This window comes from Bacillus sp. FSL W8-0223 (assembly GCF_038006805.1).
Taxonomy (GTDB): Bacteria; Bacillota; Bacilli; order Bacillales; family DSM-4216; genus Bacillus_O; species Bacillus_O smithii.
On record NZ_JBBOVX010000001.1, the window covers coordinates 1,286,010 to 1,297,826 of the forward strand.

Sequence of the window (11,817 nt, forward strand, 5' to 3'; positions counted from 1 at the left end):
TCTTGTCTGGACAAATGTTTCAAACGTTAATAGGTGATGGTGCGGTGGCATTGGTGAAAATCTGTTTTGTATAAAAGAAAAACAGATGATATCAGCAATGGGGACATGCTCGATTGCTTGCCGAAATTCAACAAGTACAAATAGACGAAGCTGCTGGCCATCATGATTATTGGACAGTGATTGAGCCGCAAAGAATGCAGAATTTATGAATAGAAGGAACTGATTGAGAAAATGGAAGAAAAAAACATACAAATGTCCTTGAAACTATTTGTTGTACTGTCAAGAGCATATAAAGTCGTCAATGAAGAAACGAATGAATGGATTTATCAAAATGGGTTAAATCCTACGGAATTTGGCGTATTGGAATTGTTGTATCATAAAGGCCCGCAACCGTTGCAGCAAATTGGAAGCAAAATTTTGCTGGCGAGCGGCAGTATTACTTATGTAGTAGACAAATTAGAAAAAAAGGGGTTGGTAGAGCGGGTCGCATGCCCTACCGATCGCAGGGTGACATATGCTGCCATTACGGAAAAAGGAAGGGCCGTTATTGAAGAGATATTTCCAAAGCATGCTGAAAACATTCATTCACTGATGAGCGTTCTGGACGACGAGGAGAAAGAAACGGCTATCCGTTTATTAAAAAAAATTGGACTTGCCGTGAAGGATTTATCCACATAGAACCCATATTTTCTATAGGAAAATTCTTCATTCCGTCTGTTTGCTCTTTCATTCGAATCAGAAAGGCTTTTATGCGATTCTATGATCCTTCTGACTTGCTGTAAAGTAAAAAAAGAGGCTGACACGAGAATACGGCTTTGTGGAGTTAAATCTATTTAATAGACCGTATCCTCTTTTAGTGTCTGCCTCTTTTCATTCAAGACCAATATCAGTTTGCAGCAATGACGATGTGATCATTTTCCAGCACGGCTTTTAAATGTTTTACATCCGGATGGTCCAACATATAATCGGCAATCGGATCTTCTAAATGTTCTTGAATGACTCGGCGCAACGGACGGGCGCCAAACTCTGGATGATAGCCGAGTTCAGCTAGTTTCATTTTTGCTTCAGGCGTTACTTCGATCGTCATTTCTTGTTCTTTTAATGATTCGTTTAATTCCGCCAACATCAAATCGACAATCTTCTTCAATTCTTCTTTTTCTAAAGGTTTAAACTCAATAATGCTGTCAAAACGATTGAGGAATTCTGGTTTAAAGTAATTTTTCAACGAATCCAGCACGGAACTTTCGCTTTTGTCATTTCCCTTTTCAAATCCAACCGTAATCGTTTTAACCGATTGTCCTGCGTTGCTTGTTGCGATAATAACGGTGTCTTTAAAGCTTACAGTTCGTCCTTGACTATCTGTCAAGCGACCATCTTCTAAAATTTGCAAGAACATATGTTGAACGTCTGGATGGGCTTTTTCAATTTCGTCCAACAAAATGATGCTGTATGGATTGCGACGAACTTTTTCTGTTAATTGACCAGCTTCTTCATGACCTACATAGCCAGGAGGAGAACCGATCAATTTTGACACGCTGTGTTTTTCCATATATTCACTCATATCGAGACGAATCATGGCATCTTTTGAACCGAACAATTCTTCGGCAAGCGTTTTGCTTAATTCCGTTTTCCCAACTCCGGTAGGACCGACGAACAAGAAAGAGCCAATAGGTCGATTTTTCGCTTTAAGGCCGGCGCGGCTTCTTTTGATGGCTTTCGCCACTTTTTTGACTGCTTCATCTTGGCCGATGACTTTTTTCGCTAAGTTTTCTTCTAAATGTTTCATTTTTTCTTGTTCATCTTGCTGTAATTTGCCGACCGGAATTCCCGTTTTCTTTTCAATAATCTCTTGTATATGAGCGACAGTGACGACCGGACGAATGTTTGAATCCGCCTCGCTGTTCAGTTGTTTTTCAAGGCTGGCTTCTTCGTCTCTTAATTTAGCAGCCAGTTCATAGTGTTCTTCTTGTAAAGCTTTTTCTTTTTCTTTCGCTATTTGGTTCAACCGCGCTTGAATGGCGTCTTTATCGTTTGTCGTAATGGTTAAGTTCAATTTGGAACCAGCTTCGTCCATTAAATCAATGGCTTTGTCTGGCAAGAATCGGTCTTGGATATAACGATGTGATAAATGGACGCAGGCTGCTAACGCATCATCCGTGTATTGGACGCCATGGTAATCCTCATAACGTTTCTTCAAACCTTTCAGTATTTCCAAAGCTTTTTCCGGTGCTGGTTCATCCACTTGAACAGGTTGGAAGCGGCGTTCCAAAGCAGCATCCTTTTCAATTTGTCGATATTCTTTCAATGTGGTGGCACCGATCACTTGCAATTCTCCACGTGCGAGCGCCGGTTTCAAAATATTTCCGGCATCCATAGACCCTTCAGCGGATCCGGCTCCCACTAAAAGATGAATTTCGTCGATAAAGAGTATAATATTTTTTCTTTTTTGCAGTTCTGCAATTAATTGTTTCATTCTTTGCTCAAATTGTCCGCGAATTCCTGTATTCGCGACGAGTGAAGCGACATCCAGCAAATATACTTCTTTATTTTTCAATTTGGAAGGAACGGAGCCTTCGGCGATTTTCAGAGCCAACCCTTCGGCGATTGCCGTTTTTCCGACACCTGGTTCACCGATCAGAACCGGATTGTTTTTATTTCTTCTATTTAAAATTTCAATCACACGGTTGATTTCTTCGTCGCGGCCAATAACAGGATCGATGATGCCGGCTCTTGCTGCATTTGTTAAGTTGCGGCCAAACTGGTCAAGAAAACTGTTGCCGTTTCCGGCTTGTTTTGGCTGTGCTTGGTATGGAAAAGCGTTTAGCGTTCCGTTTTCAAATGGAGGTTGTTCCCCGAAGCCTTTAAAGAAATCGTCGAACGGAAATCCACCAAAATTCATAAACATAGGCATCCCTCCTTGTAATTGAGCGATCGATTGTTTTTCTTTCTCATAACATTCTTCGCAAAAATGGTAATCTTTCGATTGTCCATTGATTTGCAAATGAAGGCTTATATTGGCAGGTTTTTGATGGCATTTTTCACAGAGCATTTATTTCAACCTCCTTAAAAGGTTTTGACTTTGACTAACTTTGACTTTTAAGGTGCTCGTAAACAGCAGATGAATTTAAAAGGATCATCTGTTAGTGTCAACTGATTTTCGTCAAAGATCATCGAGAAAGTTTGACTAAATTTGACCTTTCGCTTTTATTATAGTCTGACCATTTTTGACTTTCAAGTGTTTTGATGAAATTTTTTTGTTCTTTTTTAAAAAATTTTTTTAAGAAAAAATTTTTTTCTCACCCTCACGAAGTGATTTTCTTAAAATAAAATTTTTTGCTTTCCGCTTATGAAAGGGGATGGTTTCACATACATATGGACAGAGGGGAAAGAATTGGGGGAGTATTCGTGAAGGCTTTTTATGGCGCTCTTCAAATTGCGTTTGTTTACGTAGGAACAGTGATTGGAGCGGGATTTGCAACGGGAAAGGAAATCGTGGAGTTTTTTACTCAGTTTGGATTCATTGGGTTCCTCGGAATCATGGTAAGCGGCTATTTGTTTATTGTTATGGGAACGAAGACGATGAGAGTATCGATCAAGTTAAAAGCTCAATCTTATGAAGAATTAAATGAATATTTATTTGGCAAAAAACTTGCTTTCTTTTTTAATATGGCCATGCTGGTCATGTTGATCTGTGTATCCGGCGTTATGCTAGCTGGGGCTGGAGCGCTTTTTGAGGAACAATTAGGATTATCGAAGCAATTGGGGATTTGGTTGACGATTTTTGGAGGGGTTATTGTGATCATCAATGGAACGAAAGGACTATTGGCTGTCAATTCATTTGTTGTTCCGCTGATGATCACTTTTAACCTTATTGTGTTTTTGGTTTCATCCCAAACACCGGAATTTTTTTCTTCTCTTTTTTCATCAGCTTCTTCCGATATTAGTATTCAATCCATAGTAAGTCCTTTCGCTTATACGGCTTTTAATTTGGCTCTTGCTCAAGCAGTATTAGTTCCTGTTGCCGCAGAGATCAATGACGAAAGAACCATCCGATGGGGGGGAATCATTGGAGGATTATTTTTGACGATCATTCTCCTTTCCAGCCACTTTGTTTTGTTGCAGCTTCCTGACGTAACTAGCTTGGAAATACCGATGGCAAGCGTTATGAATAACGTCGCCTATGGAATTTCAGGCATTTATTTATGTATTATTTATGGAGAAATTTTTACTTCGATTATCGGAAATATATATGGATTGGAAAGACAATTGAGTCATTACTGGCCAATTCAGCCTATTCTTCTTTATATCAGCGTTTTTTTGATTGCTTTTTGCTTAAGCCAGCTTCATTACGGGCGATTGTTATCCTTTCTTTATCCATTATTCGGATACTTTAGTTTTTTGTTCTTCTTTCTTCTTTGGGTAAAGCCTATCAAATAATGGGAGCGGGATTTCTCTGCTATGGGATAAAACGTCGAAAGAAAAAGATTAAATGGTGATAAATGAAATGAGAGAGGGGAGAGGTAGAGGGAAGGGAAGCGATGATCAGCTTCCCTAAAGAAAGTTATTTCACTTGAATGGTATCCGCCATTTTTAAAAAGGCATCTGAATGCGAGCTGTCTTTGTCATCATAAATGGTAATCTTTATCGGCTGGGTGCTCGATGGTATCACATAAGCAGTGACCACTGCATCTTGAGTGCTAGTCCGATAGGCGGTAGCGTTTTTAAACGTGCTTGTATTTGGCGGCGAAATCGTTTTTACCTCATCATTAATAGCTTTCAACTGATCGAAAGCCGATTGTTTAAATGTATCCCAATTTTGGGTTTTTTGCATTAATTCAATTCGCATAAACAGCTGGTCTTTATCTTTAAAGTACACAACATCTTTGTATGGTTCTTCGGCTGTTAGTTCATAGTGGGGAAGAACATACATGGAAAACCCTTGGTTGTCGCTTTCTTCCAATACAGCTGTATCGGTTTTGTTTTGTCCGCCTATGGAATATTGAATTTTTTTCTCGAATGGGCGGACGTTTTCGGATTGTGTACTTTCTTTGGATTGTGAGCTATCCTTAGGTTGAACGCTGTCATTGGTTGAAGCCTTTTTTTCAGTCTGATTGTTTGAGGAATCGTTTGCTTTCGCTGATTCCTGTTTATTTTGCTTGTTTTCTGAGCTGGCGGTATTTTGATTTTCGCTTTCTTGATTGGATTCGTTTGATTGAACGGCTTGTTTTGCAGCGTCCTTATGCTCTTTTGTTTCGACAGTATTAGATGATGCCTGGTTTTCGTTTTCAGATGTTTTTTCATTCGTTCCGCATCCGGCTAAACTGAGAGTTGACAATAATGCCAATGCAAGAACAGTGTTGGTCCAACTTTTCATGCCATTTCCTCCTCTATCCTTTTGTTGTATAACCGGCAATGCATCGAGATTGGCATCAGGGAATAAGCATTGAGAACAGGAAATCTCAATGAATATACATTGCCTGTTTCTGCTTCTGATTCTATTTTAAAGGAAATCTGCTTCAAATGATTTACAATTTCTTTTCAAATTCGGTTCAAAATCCTTTTTTTGTAAAGCCGAAACTGAAAAAAGATATACTGGGCTTTCTCCGAAAAAACGTTTCTATAGATGTCAAACCTTCGATGTGAGAGCATGGACCTATTTTTGTACGATCGTATAATTTTTATGGTTGACCACTGTTTTTTCTTCTAAATCCAACTCTCTGAAGTTTTCCATATAAGTTAAATCCACAATCACCGAATTTTCGTTCACCTTCTCGACGATCCCCCTCAATCCGCCTTTAAACTCAATGATATTTCCTACTTCTGCTTTGATCATAACCCTCTCTCCTTTGAATTATAGTCCGAAATAAGTCACTCATAGGACGGAGTACAAATTTTGCATAAGACGCGATTAAACAACAGCAAGCCCGCATTCCTGCTTGCAAGATGTGGAAAATAATTAATAATAGTTTGCCCTATAAGAATCAAAAGGTAAAGTCTTTTTACATAAAAATGTATAATTTTTCAATAATCTTTTTTATAGCATTTTGAAAGCAATAGTCTTATAATAATTTTTGTTTGAAAATCGCTATTTTCGAAGGAGATCTTTCTTTTTCTCAAAACATGGAAACATCGTCGGCTGGCTTGGATAATGAATTCCCAAAATGAAAAGTTCACTCTAAAATCATCATGACTACGAACGTATAGCTGTACTGTGCGCATTGATGATTTTGCTGTCTTGGTGTTTTTTTGAACTTTAAAAGATGATCGAACCTATTGCGCTCGCTTTCTAGCTTAAAGACCATATTCGGATTTGGCAGATAAGCACGAATAGGGGGGAATCTCTTGAAAGAAGAAGAAATACAATCCATTTTGGACAAATTGAAAAACGAGGAAATTCACGAGTTTTTAGTGAAAAAAGAGGATTTTATGCAGTTTCGCTCCCATCTTGTTAAGCGGCCGGATTTCAAACATTTTCGTGGAGTGGCCCAAAGAGGGGGAGATGTGCTGTTTTATTATGATAAAGAACCTCGAAAGTAAATGTCTTTAAAAATATTTAATAAGGAGTATACGATCATCCGGTTCTCCTTTTTGGGCTGCCATTTGACCGGCGATTTTCCACAAAAAGCCCCTGCCTTTAAGGATGGAAGCACCGAAGAATGTCCCACGTTGGTAACTTTTCCTATCATTTGATTCGAACAAGTTGTTAGAAAGCCATCGTTAATAAAAGTTTCATATAATTATCAAATATTGTAAAAACATATATAAATTCACAATGTCATTGATTGTAAAATTATCAATAATATAGTAATCTATTGTAGATGAAAGACTTCGATTTTTCTGGGGATAAAATTCGAAATGTGGTGACGAAATGTGAATACTAACCGTTCCCCGGCTATACTCATCCAGTTAATTGAAGAAAAAAGAATCGCGATGATTGCGGTCGGGATTGAAAAAGGGTTAAACAGTGAAGAGACAATAAAATTAAGCAAAGAACTTGATCTGTTATTAAATGAATACGATAAACAATTTGCGATTTCAAAATCCTAGACTTCTTTCATAGGGTCTATTTTTTTTATATTCTTTGAAAGAAAAATGAAGAGAAGTCTTCTTTGATGACGGCACTTGCAAAAAGAGAGAAAGCGCTAAGTTAACCCTTTAAATCCAATGTGATTTGCATAACAGAATGAAATAGTCCGAATTCTTTACAGAAATCCAAAAGAAATAAGATTTCTTTCTTTAAGATATAATAGAAATGACACACTTTCTTTATTGTCACTATCCGGTTTTCCATGATATTCTTTCATGGGGGAATTGCATTGAGTTTTCATGTGGTATAGACCAGTATTGACGAATGAAGAAAGATTCGTTAATGTATTGATGACGAAAAAGTAAAGGAGACGATGATAAATGGTGCAAAAACAATTTACCGTTATTGATGAAACAGGAATCCATGCTCGTCCAGCAACTAAATTAGTACAAACTGCAAGCAAATTTTCTAGCGATGTTCAGCTTGAATATAATGGCAAAAAAGTGAACTTGAAATCCATCATGGGTGTTATGGCGCTAGGAATCGGAAAAGGCGCCCAAATAACGATTTCCGCTGAAGGAAGCGATGAAGCGGATGCGTTGAAAACGATTGAAGAAACTATGAAAAAAGAAGGTTTGGCAGAATAATGTCGACGATTTTAAAAGGAATCGCAGCATCAAACGGGATTGCAATTGCGAAAGCATACCGTTTAGTGGAACCCGACTTAAAAGTAGAAAGAAAAGACATTCAGAATTCTGAACAAGAAATCAACCGCTTTGAAGAAGCAATCCGTCAATCTCAAAGCGAGCTTGAAACGATTCGGGATCATGCCAAAAAAGAGTTGGGCGAAGAAAAAGCAGCCATTTTTGAAGCTCATCTTCTTGTATTAAGCGATCCTGAGATGACAGGTTCTATTAAAGATAAAATCAAAAATGAAAAAGTCAATGCTGAATATGCTTTAAAAGAAACAGCTGATATGTTTGTTTCCATGTTTGAAAACATGGATAACGAATATATGAAAGAACGGGCAGCTGACATTAGAGATGTAACGAAGCGTGTTCTCGCTCATTTATTAGGAGTGGAACTTCCGAATCCTAGCTTGATTGCGGAAGAAGTAATCATAGTAGCAGAAGATTTAACTCCTTCTGATACTGCTCAATTGAACCGACAATTTGTTAAAGGTTTTACGACCGACGTAGGGGGAAGAACTTCTCACTCCGCTATCATGTCGCGTTCAATGGAAATTCCTGCTGTTGTGGGGACAAAGGAAGCGACAAAAGAAATTCAAAATGGCGATTTAGTGATCGTTGACGGCATCAATGGAGAGGTTCATGTCAATCCTGTTCCTGAAGTCATTGAATCTTATAAAGACAAAGCGGAACAATTTGCTAAGGAAAAAGCAGAATGGGCCAAATTGAAGAATGAAAAAACATACTCCAGCGATGGCCATCAAGTCGAACTGGTCGCCAATATCGGAATGCCGAAAGATATAGAAGGCGTTATCAATAATGGAGGAGAAGGAGTTGGCTTGTTCCGTACTGAATTTCTGTATATGGGACGAGATCAACTGCCGTCCGAAGACGAACAATTCGAAGCTTATAAAACGGTATTGGAAGGCTTAAACGGAAAGCCAGTCGTTGTCCGCACACTTGATATTGGCGGAGATAAAGAACTTCCATATTTAAATCTTCCAAAAGAAATGAACCCGTTCCTAGGTTTCCGGGCTATTCGCTTATGCTTGGAAGATCAAGATCTGTTCCGCACACAGCTTCGGGCATTGCTGCGCGCCAGCGTTTACGGTAATCTGAAAATTATGTTCCCTATGATTGCAACCATTAATGAGTTTCGTGAAGCAAAAGCTATTTTAGAAGAAGAAAAAGAAAAATTGATTCAGGATGGAACGAAAGTTTCGGATTCAATTGAAGTCGGCATTATGGTGGAAATTCCGTCCACGGCTGTAATGGCAGATCAATTTGCAAAAGAAGTGGACTTTTTCAGCATAGGAACGAACGATTTAATTCAATATACGCTGGCAGCAGACCGTATGAATGAACGCATATCCTATTTGTATCAACCATACAATCCGGCGATTTTACGGCTTGTGAAAATGGTCATCGATGCCGCTCATAAAGAAGGTAAATGGGCAGGAATGTGTGGAGAAATGGCAGGAGATGAGACGGCCATTCCGCTCTTGCTCGGTCTTGGTCTTGATGAATTCTCCATGAGTGCCACATCCATTCTAAAAGCTCGATCTCTTATTAAAAAGTTAAATCGATCCGAAATGGAACAATTGGCTTCTGAAGCATTGAATAAAAGAACTACTGCTGAAGTAGTAGAACTTGTTGAAAAAGCAGTGTCTTCTCAATATAGCCATTAAGATGTATAAATTCTTAATCAGGGGTAAAAATGTTAAATGCCACACGAATACTCAACTTAGATCTTTATTCTCATTTCCCCCTTTATGGAGGCTGGAGTTTTAAAAAGTTCCAGCCTCTTTTTTGGTGGTTGGAGGGAATAAACGTTTGGTGTTGTTCTGCCAATTTCATGGCATTTCGGATCGACTTTGTGATTAGACGGTAATGAAGCGAAAAAAATGCAAGAAAATTTTGCATGTTTTATAATAAAAGTACTTTGGTTAAAGGAGGGATTCTGCTTGAAGTTAGGTTTAGAAGGAAAAAAGGCAATCGTTGCCGCTTCTAGTCAAGGGTTGGGAAAAGCTATTGCGGAGGAACTCGCGGCTAACGGAGCCAATGTCATGATTTCCAGCAGAAGCGAACAAAAGCTGAAAGATCTAAAACAAAAATGGGACAAGACATTGCCCGGCCGGATAGAATGGACAACTTGCGATGTGACAAAACTTGCTGATATTCAACATCTGGTCGAACGAACGGTAGACGTTTATGGCGGAGTCGATATTTTGGTCAACAATGCAGGAGGACCGCCGTCCGGAACGTTTGAAGAAATAACGGATGAAATGTGGCAAAAAGCGTTTGAATTGAATCTGCTTTCCTATATACGAATGATTCGAGCCGCTTTGCCTTATTTAAAACAAAACGGCGGAAAGATCATCAATATTGCTTCTTCTTCTATTAAAGAGCCAATTCCAGGTTTAATCTTATCGAATACATTCCGAACAGGGATAGTAGGGCTTTCTAAAACACTGGCTACGGAACTTGCTCCGTACAATATTTTAGTGAACACAGTGGCTCCAGGGCGCATCGCGACTGATAGAATTATCGAGCTGGATAAAATTGGCGCTGAAAAACAAGGGATCTCCATAGAAGAAATGTCAGAAATCATGAAAAGTAAGATTCCTCTCGGAAGATACGGAAAACCGGAGGAATTTGCGAATGTGGTCGCGTTTTTAGCTTCGGAAGCCAATACATATATGACAGGCAGCACTTTCTTAGTCGACGGCGGCATGGTCCGTTCCATTTAATGCTTTCAAAGACCATTCGACGAATCGAAAAAACATCAAATATATGATATTGAAAACAACAGGCACATGTTTTGTAAAAACATGTTTAAAAAAGAAAATGGGGGGGAATTCTAATGATGAAAGAGGAATTTTAAAGATTCTCACTCACAACCCCCTTTTCTTTTAAAGACCTGTTGAAACAGGTCTTCTTTTTTTCGGTATATAAAGATCGTTCATTTTATTATGGAAAGGTTCAGATCGTTTTACAATAAACGGAGGAGGTGAACAACTGATTGCGAAATCCAATTATATAAACGGGTATTCGAATAGTCGAGGGAATCTTCTGTATTTTTAAACGATTACATCGTTATTGTATATCCTGAAAGACTCGCAGGTTTATCGATGTAAAGGCCCTGGGGAGATGTGAAATCTCTTCTGATGGGAGTTCGCCCGTTTATACGGATTTTGGCAATCAGGAGGAGGATGACGAAACCGGTTGTCGGGTTTATTGGAACAGGAGTAATGGGGAAAAGTATGGCCGGACATATTTTAGCGGACGGTTATCCGCTGGTGGTGTATAATCGGACAAAAGAAAAAGCGAATGAGCTATTAAAGAATGGAGCAAAATGGGCGAACAGTCCGAAAGAATTAGTGAAACAGGCGGACATCGTTTTTACGATAGTCGGTATGCCAAGTGATGTGGAAGAAGTTTATTTATCTGAAAACGGACTGATTGAAAACGGCCGAAGTGGACAGATTTTTATCGATATGACCACTTCCAAGCCGTCATTGGCTGTACACATTTATCAAACAGCCCAATCGAAAGGAATCTATACATTAGATGCCCCTGTTTCAGGAGGAGATATCGGCGCTAGAAACGGGACGCTTGCCATCATGGTCGGAGGAGATAAAGAAATTTTTGATCGGGTTCAAGATCTTTTAAACGTTTTAGGAAATAATATTGTTTACCAAGGGAAAGCCGGCTCCGGACAACATACAAAAATGTGCAATCAGATTGCTATTGCTACTAATATGATCGGTGTGTGCGAATCGCTTATTTATGCGAAAAAAGCGGGATTGGATCCGGAAATGGTGCTAAAAAGCATTTCCACAGGAGCAGCCGGGAGCTGGTCGTTGTCTCATTTAGCTCCACGTATTTTAAAAGAAGACTTTGAACCGGGTTTTTACATTAAACACTTTATAAAAGATATGAAGATTGCTCTTGAAGAAGCCGAAAAAATGAATCTTTCACTTCCGGGACTTTCGCTGGCTAAACAAATGTATGAGGAACTGTCGGCAAAAGGAGAAGAATCAAGTGGGACGCAAGCCCTTATCAAATATTGGGCTGAATAAAAAAAAGAAGCAAAAACTG

General features: G+C 39.0%; 11 protein-coding genes. 8 read left to right on the plus strand and 3 right to left on the minus strand.

Annotated elements, in window-relative coordinates:
• The first annotated feature begins 231 nt into the window (after window positions 1-231).
• Window positions 232-678, plus strand: coding sequence for a MarR family winged helix-turn-helix transcriptional regulator (locus NST81_RS06370; protein WP_003354359.1), 447 nt, complete (start codon window positions 232-234; stop codon window positions 676-678).
• Window positions 679-886: 208 nt separating this feature from the next.
• Here the strand turns inward: NST81_RS06370 and NST81_RS06375 are convergent, their stop codons facing one another.
• A complete protein-coding gene (locus NST81_RS06375) occupies window positions 887-3,049 on the minus strand; it encodes an ATP-dependent Clp protease ATP-binding subunit (RefSeq protein ID WP_328200885.1) in 2,163 nt (720 codons plus the stop codon).
• A gap of 356 nt (window positions 3,050-3,405) precedes the next feature.
• Between NST81_RS06375 and NST81_RS06380 the strand changes: the two genes are divergently transcribed.
• On the plus strand, window positions 3,406-4,437 hold the full coding sequence (locus NST81_RS06380) for a YkvI family membrane protein (RefSeq protein ID WP_327798104.1): 1,032 nt from the start codon (window positions 3,406-3,408) through the stop codon (window positions 4,435-4,437).
• Window positions 4,438-4,561: 124 nt separating this feature from the next.
• Here NST81_RS06380 and NST81_RS06385 read toward each other — a convergent pair whose 3' ends face one another.
• Both NST81_RS06385 and NST81_RS06390 read right to left on the minus strand, forming a co-directional pair.
• Entirely contained in the window at window positions 4,562-5,374 is an 813-nt protein-coding gene (locus NST81_RS06385) for a hypothetical protein (RefSeq protein ID WP_341028962.1), read from the minus strand.
• A gap of 279 nt (window positions 5,375-5,653) precedes the next feature.
• Window positions 5,654-5,833 (minus strand): YkvS family protein, encoded by a 180-nt coding sequence (locus NST81_RS06390; protein ID WP_003354364.1) that lies wholly within the window; start codon window positions 5,831-5,833, stop codon window positions 5,654-5,656.
• A 509-nt stretch (window positions 5,834-6,342) separates the two neighbouring features.
• Here NST81_RS06390 and NST81_RS06395 point away from each other — a divergent pair.
• The 6 genes from NST81_RS06395 to NST81_RS06420 all read left to right on the plus strand — a co-directional run bounded on the left by NST81_RS06395 (window position 6,343) and on the right by NST81_RS06420 (window position 11,798).
• Window positions 6,343-6,537: a hypothetical protein gene (locus NST81_RS06395; protein WP_003354365.1), complete on the plus strand. Its 195-nt coding sequence runs from the start codon at window positions 6,343-6,345 to the stop codon at window positions 6,535-6,537.
• Between the two features lie 333 nt (window positions 6,538-6,870).
• Window positions 6,871-7,047: an aspartyl-phosphate phosphatase Spo0E family protein gene (locus tag NST81_RS06400; protein WP_234395482.1), complete on the plus strand. Its 177-nt coding sequence runs from the start codon at window positions 6,871-6,873 to the stop codon at window positions 7,045-7,047.
• A gap of 360 nt (window positions 7,048-7,407) precedes the next feature.
• Complete coding sequence (locus NST81_RS06405) at window positions 7,408-7,674, plus strand: phosphocarrier protein HPr (RefSeq protein WP_003354366.1); 267 nt, start codon at window positions 7,408-7,410, stop codon at window positions 7,672-7,674.
• Complete coding sequence (ptsP, locus tag NST81_RS06410; RefSeq protein ID WP_328201892.1) at window positions 7,674-9,404, plus strand: phosphoenolpyruvate--protein phosphotransferase; 1,731 nt, start codon at window positions 7,674-7,676, stop codon at window positions 9,402-9,404. The genes NST81_RS06405 and ptsP overlap by 1 nt, the downstream gene beginning before the upstream one ends.
• A gap of 276 nt (window positions 9,405-9,680) precedes the next feature.
• Complete coding sequence (locus NST81_RS06415) at window positions 9,681-10,466, plus strand: SDR family oxidoreductase (protein ID WP_048623041.1); 786 nt, start codon at window positions 9,681-9,683, stop codon at window positions 10,464-10,466.
• 462 nt (window positions 10,467-10,928) lie between these two features.
• A complete protein-coding gene (locus tag NST81_RS06420; RefSeq protein ID WP_048623042.1) occupies window positions 10,929-11,798 on the plus strand; it encodes an NAD(P)-dependent oxidoreductase in 870 nt (289 codons plus the stop codon).
• Window positions 11,799-11,817 lie beyond the last annotated feature (19 nt).